The sequence below is a fragment of the Paenibacillus sp. J22R160 genome, from assembly GCF_059692135.1.
In genome coordinates this window covers 34,323-51,416 of record NZ_JCAUAU010000014.1, presented here as the reverse complement: position 1 = coordinate 51,416, position 17,094 = coordinate 34,323, and the positions used below count along the sequence as shown (strand labels likewise).

At 41.1% G+C, this 17,094-nt stretch carries 18 protein-coding genes; all 18 read right to left on the bottom strand.

The genetic code is table 11. The annotated features are described in order from the left end of the window. Positions 1-11: 11 nt before the first annotated feature. The 18 genes from AC58UW_RS23210 to AC58UW_RS23125 all read right to left on the bottom strand — a co-directional run bounded on the left by AC58UW_RS23210 (position 12) and on the right by AC58UW_RS23125 (position 17,086). Positions 12-1,142 (bottom strand): glycosyltransferase, encoded by a 1,131-nt coding sequence (locus AC58UW_RS23210; RefSeq protein ID WP_497422965.1) that lies wholly within the window; start codon positions 1,140-1,142, stop codon positions 12-14. Between the two features lie 106 nt (positions 1,143-1,248). Further along, positions 1,249-1,551 carry a glycosyltransferase gene (locus AC58UW_RS23205; protein ID WP_497422964.1) on the bottom strand — a complete coding sequence of 101 codons (303 nt, stop codon included), beginning with the start codon at positions 1,549-1,551 and terminating at the stop codon, positions 1,249-1,251. A gap of 60 nt (positions 1,552-1,611) precedes the next feature. Next, on the bottom strand, positions 1,612-2,802 hold the full coding sequence (locus AC58UW_RS23200; protein ID WP_497422963.1) for a glycosyltransferase: 1,191 nt from the start codon (positions 2,800-2,802) through the stop codon (positions 1,612-1,614). Continuing rightward, a complete protein-coding gene (locus AC58UW_RS23195) occupies positions 2,799-3,530 on the bottom strand; it encodes a glycosyltransferase family 32 protein (protein WP_497422962.1) in 732 nt (243 codons plus the stop codon). Before AC58UW_RS23195 ends, AC58UW_RS23200 begins: the two co-directional genes overlap by 4 nt. Positions 3,531-3,681: 151 nt before the next feature. Beyond that, positions 3,682-5,487 (bottom strand): ABC transporter ATP-binding protein, encoded by a 1,806-nt coding sequence (locus AC58UW_RS23190; protein ID WP_497422961.1) that lies wholly within the window; start codon positions 5,485-5,487, stop codon positions 3,682-3,684. Between the two features lie 10 nt (positions 5,488-5,497). Further along, positions 5,498-6,685 carry a nucleotidyltransferase domain-containing protein gene (locus AC58UW_RS23185; protein ID WP_497422960.1) on the bottom strand — a complete coding sequence of 396 codons (1,188 nt, stop codon included), beginning with the start codon at positions 6,683-6,685 and terminating at the stop codon, positions 5,498-5,500. Between the two features lie 25 nt (positions 6,686-6,710). Further along, positions 6,711-7,112 (bottom strand): lasso peptide biosynthesis B2 protein, encoded by a 402-nt coding sequence (locus AC58UW_RS23180; RefSeq protein ID WP_497423069.1) that lies wholly within the window; start codon positions 7,110-7,112, stop codon positions 6,711-6,713. A 38-nt stretch (positions 7,113-7,150) separates the two neighbouring features. Then, entirely contained in the window at positions 7,151-7,450 is a 300-nt protein-coding gene (locus tag AC58UW_RS23175; protein WP_497422959.1) for a lasso peptide biosynthesis PqqD family chaperone, read from the bottom strand. Between the two features lie 3 nt (positions 7,451-7,453). Further along, positions 7,454-8,380: an aldolase gene (locus AC58UW_RS23170; RefSeq protein ID WP_497422958.1), complete on the bottom strand. Its 927-nt coding sequence runs from the start codon at positions 8,378-8,380 to the stop codon at positions 7,454-7,456. Between the two features lie 108 nt (positions 8,381-8,488). Continuing rightward, on the bottom strand, positions 8,489-8,623 hold the full coding sequence (locus AC58UW_RS23165) for a paeninodin family lasso peptide (protein ID WP_497422957.1): 135 nt from the start codon (positions 8,621-8,623) through the stop codon (positions 8,489-8,491). A gap of 14 nt (positions 8,624-8,637) precedes the next feature. Beyond that, positions 8,638-10,575: an asparagine synthase-related protein gene (locus AC58UW_RS23160; protein ID WP_497422956.1), complete on the bottom strand. Its 1,938-nt coding sequence runs from the start codon at positions 10,573-10,575 to the stop codon at positions 8,638-8,640. A gap of 196 nt (positions 10,576-10,771) precedes the next feature. Further along, positions 10,772-11,797, bottom strand: coding sequence for a nucleotidyltransferase family protein (locus AC58UW_RS23155; protein WP_497422955.1), 1,026 nt, complete (start codon positions 11,795-11,797; stop codon positions 10,772-10,774). Further along, complete coding sequence (locus AC58UW_RS23150) at positions 11,766-13,556, bottom strand: ABC transporter ATP-binding protein (protein ID WP_497422954.1); 1,791 nt, start codon at positions 13,554-13,556, stop codon at positions 11,766-11,768. Before AC58UW_RS23150 ends, AC58UW_RS23155 begins: the two co-directional genes overlap by 32 nt. 23 nt (positions 13,557-13,579) lie before the next feature. After that, positions 13,580-14,035, bottom strand: a complete 456-nt coding sequence (locus AC58UW_RS23145) for a signal peptidase I (protein WP_497422953.1) — start codon at positions 14,033-14,035, stop codon at positions 13,580-13,582. Further along, the gene (locus tag AC58UW_RS23140) at positions 14,022-14,291 is read right to left on the bottom strand and encodes a PqqD family protein (protein ID WP_497422952.1); all 270 of its coding nucleotides are present in this window, start codon (positions 14,289-14,291) and stop codon (positions 14,022-14,024) included. Before AC58UW_RS23140 ends, AC58UW_RS23145 begins: the two co-directional genes overlap by 14 nt. Then, positions 14,291-15,073: a hypothetical protein gene (locus AC58UW_RS23135; RefSeq protein ID WP_497422951.1), complete on the bottom strand. Its 783-nt coding sequence runs from the start codon at positions 15,071-15,073 to the stop codon at positions 14,291-14,293. The genes AC58UW_RS23140 and AC58UW_RS23135 overlap by 1 nt, the downstream gene beginning before the upstream one ends. A gap of 71 nt (positions 15,074-15,144) precedes the next feature. Continuing rightward, positions 15,145-15,351 (bottom strand): hypothetical protein, encoded by a 207-nt coding sequence (locus AC58UW_RS23130; RefSeq protein WP_497422950.1) that lies wholly within the window; start codon positions 15,349-15,351, stop codon positions 15,145-15,147. 13 nt (positions 15,352-15,364) lie between these two features. Then, positions 15,365-17,086, bottom strand: a complete 1,722-nt coding sequence (locus tag AC58UW_RS23125) for a hypothetical protein (protein ID WP_497422949.1) — start codon at positions 17,084-17,086, stop codon at positions 15,365-15,367. Between the last annotated feature and the right edge of the window lie 8 nt (positions 17,087-17,094).

Genomic DNA, 17,094 nt, shown 5'->3' with positions numbered 1-17,094 from the left:
CTTATTATCACCTACCCCAATACATCTTCTATTTCTCTAACTGCTATTTCTATATCAAATATTTGCTTTCTCTCTAATGATTTATCTCTATATTCCATTAATAACGTATTGTTCGAGATTAACTTTTTCAAACCAACATAAAGTGATTCCTCATTATTCTCAGTTAACATTCCGTATTTACCATATTCCAATAATTCATTTGGTCCAGCGCAATCAGTAGAAATAATTGGTAACCCTAAAATCATTGCCTCTGCGATAGCTAAGCTAAATCCTTCTGTTCTTGAGGAACTTATAAATAAATCACAATGCTTGATATACTTGTATGGATTTTTCTGAAATCCTAAAAGTTTTACATTGTCAGATAAGTGATTATCCAAAATATATTGCTCAAGATCCTGCCTCTTCATACCTTCACCTAGTATCCAAAGTTCAAAATCTAGCCCGTCATCTTTGAGTTTATTAATTACCTTTAATAATCGATCATATCCTTTCTCATGAGTAAGTCTACCAATTGACCCTAATAAAAATTTTCCGGATTTATTCAATTCACATTTCTCATTACTTTTCTTGACAATTGTCTTACTATCAACCGGGTTATATTTTACAATCATATTTTCGTCCCGATAAAACTTTTGCCCAAATGCCTCCTTAACACTCCTAGATACACAGACAACCTTACTAAAACTTTTATAGCTTTTCACCTGATCTTGTAAGCTAGTATAGTATTGATCAGCATAACTCCAATTTATGGGATCAACATGTACCCACGCTAATTTCCTACTTTTCCTATTTGTAGACTTAGATATAATTTTTGTTGCAAACCCTTCTACAAAACCAATTTCCATATCATAAGAACCTTTTATAAACATTTTATATACCCATGATGCTGGTAACTTATAGATTAATTTATACTTAAATTTATAAAGAATTTTTTCAATAATTGAATTAGACTCAGCAGGATCCGACAGGAAACTAAAATACTTACACTGCTTTTTAACCTCTTCCTTATAAACCCCCAGATCCACAACTGTGGCTACAGTTATTTCATATTTATTTTTATCTAAATGATAGACAAGTTCAGTTAAAACCTTCTCAGCTCCACCGCCAGCCAAGCTTTCTATTAAGAAAAGCATTTTTTTCATTATTAACACTCTCATTTTTTAGATTTCTGTAGTCCCGCTTGCCATTCTTTATAGAGAACAATATTCCAAAAGAAGCTTTTTAAAGCATGCATCCATACAACTTTTCTTACTCATTTGAATTGCAGTAATCCTTATCATTATTGTAATTAATGACTTCATACCTCAATTTGCTGCCTTCATAGAACCGCTCTATTCCCGCTGCGATCCCTTCAACACTTAACCCACTAATTAAACCCTCTACCCCATCCTCAATCTGACTGCTAGCAGTCGGATAATTGGTAATCAAGATCGGCTTCTCTAGTATTTTTGCCTCTGTTACAGAAACTGCTTTGCCTTCATACCTGGTGGGCCGGACAAACAAGTCGCATGCTTTAAAGGGATATGGTTTCACCTTTTTACCTTGTAACATAAAGCCTTCTTCTAAATGGTTAAAAACTGAGATGATCACACTTACTTTTAATACTCATGTTCAAATCACTCCATACAGCTTATCTAGCTCATATGTATTGCTATAGTCTTGACTTGTGATATGGTTAATTAATTTGTTTCTGAGTTCGAACTTTTTGTATAAACTTTCTATTCCAGAAGCTATTCCTTCTACGTCAAGATTGCAAATCACCCCATCAACACCATTTTCCACTTGGCTCTTTGCAGTAGCATAATTCGTAATTAATATGGGTTTACCTAGAATTTTCGCTTCAGTTACGGTAACTGCCTTGCCTTCATATCTTGATGGCTGAACATAGAGATCACACATTTTTATGTAAGGATATGGATTCGTTTTCTTGCCTAATAGGATGAATTGATCCTCTAAACCATTACTAACGATTAGCTCTTTAATGGCTGCCTCATCCCCACCATATCCAACTACATACCACACAATATCCTCATAGCCTTTTTCTTTTAACAACTTTAAAGCCTTAACAGCATTATCGATCCCTTTGGCATGTGATAATCTGGCTACAGTCATTAATTTAAATCGTCTGTCATTCATCATTTGACCAGCTGTTTCTTTATCCGCCATAACTTTAATAAAATCTGGAGAAGTAATGTTCTCGATAACGACTACTTTACTCGCTAATTCGCTATATTTGGATAAAAAGGAATCCTTACATGCATCCGAAACAGCAACTATATGATCAAACTCTCTCCACATTTCCAGATCCAGCTTCACGTTGGTCTCTATATTGGAGTAATCAGTATGAATCCAGGCTATTTTCTTCTTTGCCTTAATCTTATGAGCAATAAAATAATGGGGCCATAAGTAACTTATTGCCGCGTCATACTCTTTCTCGATTTGAGGTAAATAGGGGAGTGCGTACTTCCACATCAATTGCATTTGATAGTATCCCGGCTCGGCCACCCGTCTGAATCGCCCAAAAATCTCCGCATGTACCTTGGATAAGACTCTTGAGATGCCGATTGTGTAATGTCTATCCTGAAAGGTCTCTCCAATTGATTTCCTAAAAGTGGTGTATTGAGGGACTTCACTTAATAAATTGGTTTTATCGTTAATCAGATTCATAAACTCACCTTGATGTTTGTAGAGCATTAAATCAATCTCATGCGAGTTATAGTCAAACTGATCAAGCATGCTGACCAGACTTCTCTCTACTCCCCCTACTTCCATATCGAAGGATGCAATTAATATATTCTTCATTGGATCCTCCTGAGAGCTTCCCTTATTCTTGCGATATTGTTGCCACCAATTACTTTAGAAGCAAGCCACTTCATCTGACCCTTCCAACGCGCCTTAGGAGGCAACCAACTCTTATAAAAATGATGCATGGCATAGGTATTATTAGACATAAATGTCCTGCAGTTAATGTAATCATAAGGGGAAAAATACGTTTGCGGGTAAAAGGTGCCCACTCCCTCTATGTCTTGATAGAGACCACTCGGCTTAACGCCCCAGTCTCCTAATATCTCCGTTATCAAGGCAACATTGGTTAACGAATCAAAGGAGCCGTCTTCACGAATGAAGTTCTTATTCTGGTAGGAATCCATAAAAACTTGGATCAGTTTATTTTCTTTCGCGGCACCGATCGTACTCGTTGCAATAAAATTCTCCTGCTCAAACCCCCAAAATGACGCATGATGAAGCAGATCGTCAAAGGATTTGAATACTTCGACATCGGTGTCTAAGTAAATACCGCCAAAGTGATACAGAGCGAACACCCTCGCATAGTCGCTAACGAACGCAAATTTGCCCGCTTCATAGGCTTGTTTCACATAGACATTTCTGTTGATATCAAAGTTGATTTCATTCCACTCTATGAATTGATAGTCAGTAAGATGGGTATGCCAGCTTGCGATGCAGCGTTTAACGATATCTGGCTTTTCTTTCCCGCCAAACCAACAATAATGAATGATTTTAGGAATTGTCATTTCATAATCTCCCTTATCCGACAGCCTGTGCCTTAGGCACTAAAGTTCTTGATAAAGAACATCTACTTATTCTCTATATTAGTTCTTTATAAAGAACATGTCAACCTAGATATACTTCATTAGAGAACATTTACACACTCTTAATTCTTAGCTAAGAATTGACCGCTATTTGGTTACCTAACAAGTTGGAAAACTGTCCCTCACGTTCTCCGGCCAATTGGTCGTAGTCTCCTTGTTGAATAACGCTCCCCTGATCCAGAACAATCACTTGATCGGCATTTCGTATGGTGGATAAGCGGTGAGCGATAACGATTAGTGTTATTTTTCCTTTGAGCAGATCCAATGCTTCTTGAATCCCTGCCTCATTCTCTGTATCCAAAGCACTCGTTGCTTCATCCAGCACAAGGATAGATGGCTTTCGCAAGATCGCTCGGGCCAGCACAAGCCGCTGCCGTTCTCCACCAGAGAACCGCACGCCCCGGTCACCGATGATTGTATTCAAGCCTTGAGGAAGCTTCCTGACGAACTCATCAGCTGCCGAGAATTCAAGTGCTTCCCACATCTGCTCTTCAGTTGCCTCTGGGCTAATCATCAGCAGATTTTCCCGAATACTTGCATGAAACAGAAACGGGTCCTGTGAAACATAGCTTATGGACTTCCTTAATGACATTATCTTATCGTTCTGAAGCGGCTCACCATCGATCAGCACTTGCCCAATTTCGGGTTGCATTAGGCCCATAATGATATCAACTAGGGTGCTTTTGCCGGCACCTGAACGTCCAACGATGGCTGTCATTTGTAAAGCTGGGATATGAAGGTTGATGTCAGTCAGAGCATAGGCAGCCTCATCTCGGCTGTAACGGAAGGACACATTGCGGCACTCGATTCCATATTTTACAGCTATCGGATTTACCCCTTTAGCGCCCTGTTCATTCTCGATATGAAACTCCTTCGCACCGGCAAATTCCTCTTGCAATTGGAGGAGTGAACGAAAGGCAGGAATCGAGGAAGCGATCTGCTCCATATTGGACTGAATACTGGTAAAGCGCGGCCACAGTCGTGAGAAAATCACAATAATCAACAATAATTGCTCCACTTTTGTATGAAATAAGGTAATAGAAAGATAGATAAAGCAAGCAATAAGTAATGCAGAGGCTGCTTTATAAAAAAATTGGGAAGCTGATCTTAGTTTTATATAATCAACCTGCTCATTCATTATTTTCTGAGTTAGGGAGTGAAACCAAGTTAATCTGGACCCCTCCAGCGTATTGCTTTTAATGTCCTTAATTCCTCCAAGCTGATCCGTAATCCCAGCAAGAAAGCTTTGTGACAATTGGGAAGTTTGCCCACCAAGGGATTTCGCTTTTTTGATGAAGTTACGAGAAAATAGGGTGAGGATGAAACCGAAGGCTAACACGAAAAGCGTCATGACCGGAGATAGCCAAAAAGCTAGGCCAATTTGAATCAATGTAAAGATGACGGAAGCAACTAATTGAAGGATTAACGTTGTTCCGACTCCCACCCTGGTTAGCTCCATAGTAAGAGAATTAATGAGATCTGATTTTCTTTGTTTTACAAAAAAGATCCAATTCGACTGCATCAAAGCTGTATAAGTCTCTAATCGCAAGTGTCGGAGAAATTTCTGCTGAATGGTTGCCTCTCTAATGGTGAGAAACCGCTGCAACCAATTCTGGCCAAGCATCAAGACGACAAACATGCCAAGGATAAAGGGCAATCCTAATGCCTTAGGAAAATCTTGTAGAAAAGTCAAGAGTCCTGAAATGGGGGATGCACCTGTATTTACTGACGCAATGCCGCTAGCGCTTATGATTGGAAGCAGTAAGAATACACCTGCACCGTCAAGTAAACTAATTAATACCATGCCAAAGACGCTAATAATCAGTTTATTACCTGAATAAGCATATAGTCTTTTAATAAAATGGACGATGTACCCCATATGTTTCCCCCTATAGCCATGCCTGTTTCCGTGTTTTTCTCCAAATCCACAAGAAAGGTCTCAGAGGAAAGTACAAGAAGTGGAGGCTCTTTGGCAGCGGCATTATTTCCACATCCATTGGATAGGGATATAGAAAACTTAGCAAATTAAGCACCTTTAGTTGAAAGGACATTAACGTAAATAGATGGCGTTTATGATATTTGGCTACGTCATCAGGTAATGGCTCTTTATGCAGATGAATCATTTGTTTGATATAAAATAAGGTATCCTGTGCTAGTTGTTTAGGTCGCGTTCCAACGGCTAGAGAGCTCAATTCCATAGGGATAGGAGTACCTAACAACTCAGAGGATAACAGAAGTGCTTGCCCTCCTACATGCTTCAGTTGATACTTTTTTAAAAGGGAACCTAATTTACCCCAGCCTTGACGGCCTCTTAGTATGCGATCCATATCCAATAACCAGCGAAGCCTGGACCACCCATGACGTGCACCATGTGAAACAAGGAACATAAAGAGATCCTCATAACCCAACATATAAACAGGAGAACTTGTTAAAGTGCTAAGCCTCTTCCTTCCCCACAATTCCCTGAACGTTGGTTCAAAAGAGGGGCCGGGATTAAGTCTCCAATGAATTTCAAGTTTAATCTTCCTATCAGGATGGAAGTACGTCATGTGATGATGTCTCCATCTCCAGTCATTCAATACGGTCGAGAAGTATTCATCCCTTACGTATCCGCCATTTTCCAGTAATTCATGTGTCTTCTCCAAATCATCGATTGAAATAAGCACATCCAAATCACTGCAAGTTCGCTTGGATAGATCACTATAAAGGTCGGCTGCGAGTGCAGGGCCTTTAAGCAGCAGAACCTTAATCTCATTGTCGGACAGTAATTTGCAGAATTGCTCCATCTCTCCGCTTAAACGCAGCATATGAAACGTATTGCGCTGATATTCATGACGCAGCTCTTGAATCACATAGGAAGGTACCCTACTACTATCCATCGTTTTCACTTGATTAAATATGTATGGATAGAGACGATGATGCCGCGCTAGTTCCAAGAAAAGATTCCAATCTGTGTTAGTAAACAGATCTTCTTGGTAGCGAGTTTTGCTTCCCTCGCTTTCACTCTTCACGAATAGGAGCAGCAGCTTCAATTCTTTGGGTAAGACAGCCAAATCCAGTTTCCAATCAGTTTGCATCGAAATAACTCCCTGTCCCTTGCCGCTATGGATTCGTTTTGGCGAATTTCCCAACGACAGTAAATTTCTCCATTCCTTCTTTGCCTGTTACATAATAGTGCCCGCTTCTCAGCCATGCATGTGCAATCATCTTCTTGGATTCATCTTTCGCTGTCCCCAAATATAGGGTGCTTTCAATTCGGCGTCGATTTAGCATTTTCATACCTGCTATTGCCCTTACCAGACATTTACTGTCCCAGAGCGTGTACTTGCTCATAATGTCTATCGCACTGGATATTTGCCTCAGGATCATTCGATTCGTTTCCGCTTGCGTAGTGGAAGTTTCATGCATCGGAGTTCCGAGCGAAGGAGCCACCTTGGTGAACGGGAGTTTCACTAAAATACGAGCCCAACCCAAGTAAAACAAAGCCTCTACGAATAGAAGCATCGTTTGCAAGTCTAGTGAAAGTATAGCTTTGATTCGATTCACAGCTCTTCACCGATCTGGATAAGCTTCTCATCCAATAAATGCTTCAGAAATGAAAATACCTGTTCCTCACACTGGGATTGCTCTACTTCATATTCTGTCATCAGGGCATTCACGATTTCTCCAACTGAAACAGGCGTGTCAATGAGTTCCCATATGCGGCCGCCTATCTGGCCAAGGTTATAATAATTCCCGTTTGTAATGTTCATCATGACTTTGTCGCCGTCCATATCACTAACGATGTTACCTTGTGCATGTACAACTTGAGTCTGAAGTGTGAGAATTGGATTCTTAATCATTAACTATTCCCCCTTATGGACGGTTTCAAGTATTAAAGATGCAAGCTGCGGAGCCGTAAACCCCGTATTTGGTCGTTGCAATTGGTACATTTCAATGTGTTTCGAAATCTTGACTGTAGTCTCAAAGTGCCAATCCAGAAGTTGCAGTTGGGCAAGCAGGGAACTTCGGAACGTCTGACAGAATAAGGTGCTGAGCCGCGATAGTCCTTCAATGGGCAGAATGGCCACTTGATCACTATCCGTAGTTCTCAGTTCAATCACCCCTGCCAGAGGTATCGGTTCCGCTAAAAAATGATCGGATACAGGAACCAGAAACTTCGTCTCTCTCTGGAAGATCGATTGATAATTGCTTGTCTCCATGCCGAATTCGACTAAGCTTTCTTGCCAAAGCTTCTGCTGGGGGTAGGCAGGCATGACCATAGGAACCCCCGTTTCCGTAAAAGTTACGGCAATGACATCATCGCTTAGCAATTGAAACCCCTTGTTAATAAAAGCCGATGCTAGAGTCGATTTACCCGCTCCTGAATGTCCGACAAAGGCATAAGCTTTGCCGTCAATGGCAATAGCGCTGCCATGGAGAGGGAGTATCTTCCTCTGCATTAATAAGGCGCCCATACATGTACCGAGGAGAAATAACCGAATCTTTGCCTCGTCTGCACCAGCCATTGGCGAGACTTGAATGGTGTCTCCGTTTTGTATAGAGAAAATGGCTGTATCCGCTACTTGAAACATAAAAAAGTTCTGTTTAACTACATAGATCTCATTCTGCCTGGCTGATTGATTCCACAAATCATTCAAATCCGCTAGAGAAATAGCAGCGTTTATGGGTTCAACAAGACTCATTACCTCTGATAACTCAGGCATTGGAATTTCGCTGACTATACGTAATCCAAAGGCCTTATATACGACCTTATTTATGGTTTCTATCATTATTCTCACTCCATATGTTTCGAGTCTTGACGCACGATATTTTAATAAAAGCCCCTATACCTGTCACAGTATAAGGGCAATAGGTACCACATTCTAAGTTAGTAGCAGTTAGCTAAAGTGAATTATTTCTGTTGGATCCGGTTGAACCGCATCAGGACGTGCGATCCCTGGGCCCGCCATTGTCATCTTCACATCAAGTACTTCCAATGTAGGAGTTGCCCATTCTTTTTTCGTATTTTGCATTTACTCACCCCCTCTCATGCGAAATTTTTAATAAAGCGCGAAAATATTAATCCACGCATTAATATTCGGAAGCCAAACTGGTACACATATTCAGGCTTCGCATTCTTAATCTCTGAGAGTGCAAGTTTTAGTTCTTGAATATTCAAGTACTCAATAATCCTAGGATCTTTCATATTCTGTTCAATTTCCTGGATAAAAGCATCCCACGATGGAACCATACGGTGAACACCATCAGCACCCTGCACACCACGTGTTCGTTGGTTTAACCTAATCTCATCAGGTAAATAATTTACAGTTGCTCTTCTGATTAACGATCTATCGACACCATTTTGAACGTATTGTTCTTCTGGTACGGATAAACAGAACCGAGCGACCCTTAAGTCATTCGTTGGATCACGTTCCCAAAGGGAGTAACGCAAGGATAATTTCGTCCCTATCGTACCGTTCAAACTCCAATAGTAAAGCTGCTCAAACTGATTTTTCCGTATATCATACGCACTTTGAGCTTCGTAATCTGTCCTATCAAAGCCATGTTCTTGAATTTTTGTATGAACATTAGTCCTTTGGGCAAATTGTGGACTGATCAACTTCGGAAACGGAGCTTCTTCTTTGAAAGCAAACATTTTCCCGATGAATGGAAAGGCTTTCTTACCTACCAGCGTGAGGATATGTTTCCTTCCAGTCCCCATATTCCTACTAAACAGCTTTGCTTCATGGTGAAGCTGTATCCACTTCAATTTTTTCATTAGCATAACTTGATAATCTAGCGCAGGTCCCCAAGAGATAGTCCAATTTCCGCGCTGTCCATTAAGGAGAACTCCGATCTCCTGCTGGTTGGCTTTCTCATAGATTCCTTTCAGCCAGAAGGAATTTTCAAAAAATTTATAGGGCATCTCCATTGTTTCCAGCCAATCATCTATTTCAGAAAGAGGACTAAGCCCTTTAAAGTCCAAATAGTTGTCGGTAATGTTACCAACATGCTGTACGGTGGATTGAATATACGGACGTTCATTTGCAAATCTGCTCCTAGGTGTCCAATCCTCTTTAAAATCATCAACTGGAACATAACTGTAAGTATGCAGCCGTTTATTCTCGTTTCTCAGCGCTCTTGCAGCAAAGCTTGCAACGGACCCTGAGTCGAGCCCTCCGCTTAGATGGGCCCCTACTTGTCGGTGTGTTCGTAACCTAGCTGACACCGCTTGTTGAAAAACTTCACGAAAAGCTTCTTCATATTCCGCGTTGGACTTTAACTTTAATGGCTGCCCCATCGGCGAGCTGCAATATCTAGCAAAGGTCACTTGTCCATTCATCACTGTAATCGAATGAGATGGCGGTATTTGTTTAATATTTTCATACACAGTAGCTGTTCCATCCATTGCATCAACAGTCAGAGGAATGGCTAAGAATTCAGCAACCCATCCTTCATTAAGTTTTTTCGAAATGTGCGGCTGAGAAAACAGTGGCTGCATAATCGTACAAAAAGTAAAGCAGTTCTGGTTTTGGTGAAAGTAAAGTGTTCGGCATCCCGAAAAATCCCTAGCTCCAAAAAGCTTTTGCTTCCTCTCATCCCAAATCATAAAGGCAAAATCGCCAATCAAATGCTTTGGAGAATCTTCCCCCCATTTGTGATAAGCCAGTAAAATGAGCTCACTATCAGGTAACCCAGCTCTCCGTTCTCGCTCTATTTGAAGTTTCTCAAATAATTCATCTCGGTTATCTATGATCGCATCAGCCGTAATAGCTAACTTTCTATTCTGATCATAATAGGGCAATCGCTCACCAATCGATTCTGGCGTGATCCACTGTGCATGACAGCCCAGGAAGATCTTCTCATGGTGCCATACCTGAACATCGTCAGCTGGATATTTCTCTAAATCGAACATCAAGCGATAACCATGCTCGATATTTATGGGTTCTTGATCATAATGGAATATCCCGGCTATGGCACTCATTTTATACCCCACAGTACGATTAATTAGTTGGTAGTTCACACGTTTTGACGTTCTTTTTAAAGAACAATTAGATGTAAGAAATCCTTAAAATACTTATTCAAGATTCCTATTTATTTCTGATTTATTTGACCACATGTCGTTCTTTATCGAGAACAATTTCAGAATATCATCTTACTTCTTTACTGTCAACAGCTAACTAAAACTTTTTCATCTCACTCGAAAACATCACTTTTCCTAGATTACATATGAACTGAGAAAGCGCTGCCCCTGAATGTGCAAGTGAATCAAAATTAAAAAATTTATGATAGACTTTACTGACAAATTGTTTATATTTTCGCCCTTTGCTTACCCCATACTCCCCATAAAGGTTAATTTTATTTCGGAAAGGGAATGGCAATTCTTTGATCTCCGATAGATGAGGAAAATAACGATAGACGATGAGCAATGTTCTTCTCATTCTTCGTAACGTTTTATGTGAAGCGGCATCCTCTAATAACCGAATGTAGTCAATCTGATCCTGCCGTGAATGGAGAATTTGTATGATATCTATAAAATATTTGGGTGAATTCATATAATGACTCCAGCCATGTAGACAAATCATATAAAAGGTATGGTAAACAGACAGCTCCTTAACATAATGGAAAGATGCTGCTTGAGTCGCTTCTCCCCAAAATTCGTCCATTTTTAAATTCGAAGTTTTCTCTATTAATAAATCCCAATGGAGTTCAACTGTGAGCGGAACTGAACAATGGGGCAACGCTTTAGACAAGCTCCAGTGGAAATGCGACGTTGTGCTCTCTTGCTCGATTGTATAACCAAGCGACTTCACACACTCAATAGCCCGCACCAAATCATGCTTCTGCACTAACACATCAATATCGGTTGTCCCTCTAGCTCCAAGGTGACCAAAATATTTCTCAGCAAAATAGACGCCTTTAAGCGGAATCACGGAAATAGCCAACTCTTCGAATTTCTTAAGCAGCTGGTCCGTTTGACTTTTAATAAAAATAGTGAGGTATAACGTTTCTTCATAGGGTTGTTTTAATCGTTCTTGGAAAAAGAGCGGAACCTGAGACCATCTGCCCTGCTGTTTGATTAAAAAGTAAACCTGGGAAGCTACGCCAAAAAACGCAATATCCTCAAGCGCCTTTTCATAAAAAGTAATATCCTGAGGTAAAGAAGCCCGCGGATCATACAACGCGTGTATCAAAGGAATGATCATCACTTGGAACTCCTTTCTCCGATTGCAACCGGTATAATCGACGATACAACCCTTCCTGCCTTATGATCTCTTCATGACGGCCCATTTGCACGATCTTTCCTTCATCCATGACAATAATGAGATCAGCATTTTGTATGGTGGATAGTCGATGAGCTATCACTAACGTGGTGCGATTATACAGCAGCCTTTCCATCGACTTTTGCACATGATACTCCGTTTCGCTGTCCAAGGCTGACGTCCCCTCATCCAGCAAAAGTATCGGTGCATCCTTTAATAGGGCACGTGCAATGGCCATTCGCTGCCGTTGCCCACCGGAAAACGTAGAGCCTCTCTCCCCGATCTCGGTGTCATAACCGTACGGAAGAGAGGTAATAAAGGAATGTATCCCCGCAATGGACGCTGCCTGTATCATCTGGGCATCTGTGATACCCGATTTGGCTAACTGCAGATTCTCCCTCACCGTTCCGCTGAATAACACGGTTTCTTGGGATACATGAGCAAATAAGCTTCTCTGTTCAGAAACCGTAAGCGTAGCTGTCGATTGACCGTTTATTGTGATGGTACCTGCTTGCGGCATATAAAAACCTTGAAGCAAATGAAACAAAGTGCTTTTCCCTGCTCCGCTTAAGCCGACAATAGCGACGACCTTGCCGGCCGGAATTTGCAAGTTTAATTGATCAAATACATGCTTTTGTCCATCGTAACTGAACGAAACATCTTTGAAATGAATGGATGACAACATAGGCTTATAATGAATCGCCTCAGGTAAACTGACGGATTCAATCTCTATGTCCAGAATCTTAACTATTCTTTCCATGGCGGAAACGGATTTCTGAAGGCCTGCCCATTGTCCGGCTAGCTCTGTCAGTGGATATACCAAATGGTTAACAAGGTTGATGAAGGTTAATAGTGCACCTACGGTTAGGAGACCGCCTGAGACATAGTAGGAACCCAAGCATAGGCTTATCAGAAATGTGACGGAAGCAGCCGCCTGGCTCCCCACATAAAACCATCCACGTAATTTGGCATTACGCAACTCTAGTGCATAAAGCTCTTGATTTCTACTTACATACTTGGCGAAAATGGTCTTTTCCATTAGGAAAGAACGGATAACGAAAAGTCCGTTAAACGTTTCATTCAGCAGTACGTTCATTCGTGCGACCAGATCCTGAATTAACCGGTTATTTTTTCGAAGCATGACGCCAAGAATAGCCCCGGAAACCATCGCCACAGGCGCCACGAATACGCATATGAGCGCTAGCTTCCAACTGATTTGGAGCAAATAAATGAAAACAGCCATATAGATGAACGGTAATTTAATCAAATTAATAAGGCTGCTGCCAATAATCCCATCAAGGTTATGAATATCATTGGTAAAATGCGACAATAGATCTCCTGAGTGCTTACCATTAATATGCTTCCCTGGCAGCTGCATGATATGTTTGAATACATCAGCAGAGAAGTCCTTTTTTACCCCATTTGTTGCGATGGTCTCCCACAGTGTGGTCAAATAGGTCGATGTAATACTCACGACAACAAGAAAACCGCCTAAGGGCACCAACCATTTCATAAGTCCAAAATTGCTATGAATAGCCGCATCCGTGAGATTACCAAAGAACCATGAGAATGATAGCGTTAAAGCAATATCCACGAATAACAAGAGGAATAGCCCCATGTATGCCTTACGATGAGTAACCATGTAAGGCTTCAATATGGAGTAAGTCGTGCGAACTTCTTTTATTGTCAACATCCCAATCATACCTGCGACACTCCACTGAAAGTCTAGACTTGAAAGCTTTTTTTTCGATTTAGATAAAATCTTAATAATAACGCTATCATTGGAAATGTTAGAACGATTCGGCCCCAGATATTAGCGAACAGATCCGTTACATGGATGATCCGCCTATTTCGCTCAATCCAAGTCAGTTTCCCAAGCATTTGATCCAGCCCAATAGCTTCATCGTGCTTTAAATTGGTGTCACCCTTGCAAAGGTAATGCAACTGCTGATTCCTTGTGACCATCCGGCAAAATCGATGGGCAACCAAGTTGCCGCCTAATGTACGAAATAGAAGGATATCGCCTTTCTTGATGCTTTCCGTCTGGATGACGGTGAAAAGGCAAATATCTCCCTTTTTGATAAAAGGGTACATACTTGTTCCACGCGCCGGAAGTTCAATCCAGCCCCTTTTTGACAATACACGAATAAGAAGTTGTATGGATTCTTTAGGAAACTGCATACTGGACCAAGCCTCGCCCTATCATTTCCGCCAAAAATGCCTCAACATCCTCTTCAACGTTCTCGCCGAAGGATGCGAACTCCTCACGTACCGCTTCGCTTATGGAACTTACTGTCTGTGCTACGCCGAGTAGCGACCAGCAGTATCCGCCTACTTCATTTAATTTCGTCAACGTAAATTCATCCGTGTTCAAAATAATACATTCCATGTCCAGCTGAATAAACTCATAATCATTCATTCGAAGGTATTGGGTCATTAGGATATCAACTCCCAAAATGTCTCATTTTTTTGAAAATGCAGCTCGGAAATCGAAACCGAATGGACCAATTGCTGCAACAACCGGAAGATATTCCTTGTTTCATCCATATTGTGAGACCAATAAAACACTTTATTCATAAGAAAAAGAAGGCTGTTCGATTTGTTAAGTGGAACGATGTGATTATTCATTGCTTGATGCAATAAATATATGTTTGTTAACGGGCTAGTCTCACTTGCGCCTGTTCGTACCAGTTCACTCCGAAATGGAGAGTCATAGACGGTAATCTGACCAGGAGCGATTTTAATAATGGTTGCCTCATCGGAAAGTAGTTCCCTTGGATGCGATAGCTTGGCCGCAGTAGATTTGCCGGCTCCTGAGTGACCTGCAAACATGTAGGCTTTGCCCTTTTCTATCACACATGATGAGTGAATCAATAGTCCCCACTGATGGTAAACCAGATAGGAGCTGTATAGATTCATTAATGCGTGTTTTAACGCCAATTCATTATGTACGGAAATGTTAGAGTCACGATAATCCAAGCTAGTCTCGATCAAATAATCGGCCCGTTGGAATGAAATCTTATCCGATTCTTTGGAAATCTCTACGTGGTAGTCAACAAAAGCAGTCCCATATCCCTCTTTAAGTTGAATAAAGAGATCCGGCTGAAGTTTGATTGTGTTTGCCACTGGAAAATTTCGCCCAATCCACTTCGTTATCTTTTCTGAGTCGCAAATGATTTGGATAAGATGCTCCCCAATCGTTGTGTGAATACGCGTCATTGTACATCCCCTTGGGACTTTATTGAAATTTGAGGTCAACGGCAGTTTGCCGTCAACCTCTTCGAAAATTTTTAGTTATGCTTACCATTCCCGCCGCCTTTTTGCGGTCCATTATACGGAGGGTTGGGATAATGGATGCCTCCATTTCCTTTACCAGGGTGGTTCTGATTGCCATGTCCTTTATTCCAGCTCTGCGCTGTCTCAAAGCGAACGGGTTGTTGACTTAGAACCAATGGACGCGTATACACTTTGGGTTCCTTCTTCGTTTCATCTTTCATCGCATTCGCTCTCCTATCGTCTCACAGTTTGGACAAGGCGTCTTGCTTCTCCAAATGGCGTATCAATGATTTCATACATTCGAAGGTATACCGTAGTTTCCAATCGATCCGCGTTAAACTCGAAGGATTGTGCTCCGCTAACCAACTTATTCTCACCCGTAAAGGAAAGGACCTTTGAAGCCATGATTCTGTTATTAGCATCAGCGAACTCCAGCCTCATTTTTGAAAAGCTTTGATCGACGACAAGTTCGTCCCGAAGCTTTATACCAAAATCTAAATTGTTTCTATACGAATAGGATATGCCTCCCTGTCCGTTATTGTAGTAGGTCCCCAGTGACCAATTATTCAAAGTGACTTGAAAAGGATAGAATGCTGCATCCTTATCTTCGGTCTCTTCCATAACTTTCGTCTTAAAGGCTGCAAGTGAAAGGTTGTAAGGCTCTACACTTTTCCCATCCGTAATCTCCATGGCCAGCTGCTCACCAGTTTCTGCATTTGGAATAATAAACGAGTAATAGATGACATAACTAATATTGGGGATGAGTGTTTCCACCTGCGTATTTTGCCTTGTACCCAGATATTTATTACCGCTAATGCTTGTTAGGACAGTCTGGAAGTGAGGGACCTGCAATGGACTTTCACTTTTATTAAGCAGCTTGAACTTGGCAACGGCTGCTTTAAATCCTCCGCCAGCACTTTCATACATACGGAGATCCACCATGGAAACATTGATCTCTGGTCGAATTAGCTTCGATAACGGATCAATCTGGATCGGTTTATTCCACTCATATTGTGTCAACTGATTCATAAAGAACCGTACATTGTTAGCTCCTGGCGGCGTAATTGTTAATCTACCTATCAAATAATTGATATGTATTTTGTCCTCGCCAACGAAGTCTTCTGGTGTTAGGACCGATAAACTTTTCAATTCCATCTTATCTCGAATCGGAATCGCATAATGGATATAATTCTCCTCACCCAGTTCTAGGGTGATCGGATCTTTCTCTATTCTCTTCCCGCTATAAATCTTATTCTCTGTTTTTCCATTTATCCGGAAATCAGGGATTACTGTTTTCTTATCTCCTGTATTCGTAACAAGTAATGTAACGATCGTCATGGGTCCGTCTGGCGTATTCTGTTCAGCAAGGCTGACCGGCTTGTACGTCAGTGTGGTAGATAACACTGGAATCGTGAACTTATCTTCCCATTTCTTCATCGTTGAAGGATCGGTAAGGACGGCCTTTTCACCCTTCCATTCGATGTCTGAAATCGGCAGGGAGATGATTTTCTTTTCTTGCTTGGGATAAACGAATTCATCTACATCATAGAAAGAAAGCTCAATTAGTGAAAAGAGATCATAGCGCTCAATGATCGTCATATAACTAAGCTCTACCGTCTCTTTAGGTTGAATGTTTTTGGGATTAGCCTGACTTGGACGCAAGATATATTCCAAGCCTTCTTGTGTCTTAGCACGAACTTCATACTCAGGCACACCTGTTAAGCGATCCCCATCGTTATACAGACGTACAACTGTGCCGATTCTACCTCCTTCAGAGGTTGTTTCATTTAAAACACTTTTCACTTCTACCTTGATATCACTTGTCAATGGATAGCTTTTCACCGTCGTTGTAGATGCATATTTTTCATCGGCTGCTACATGGAAAGCCGCTGATGGAATCACTAGTGAAACGGATAAAATGAACATAACCAACGTATGTTTCCAGTTTATTTTCAAGTCAAGTC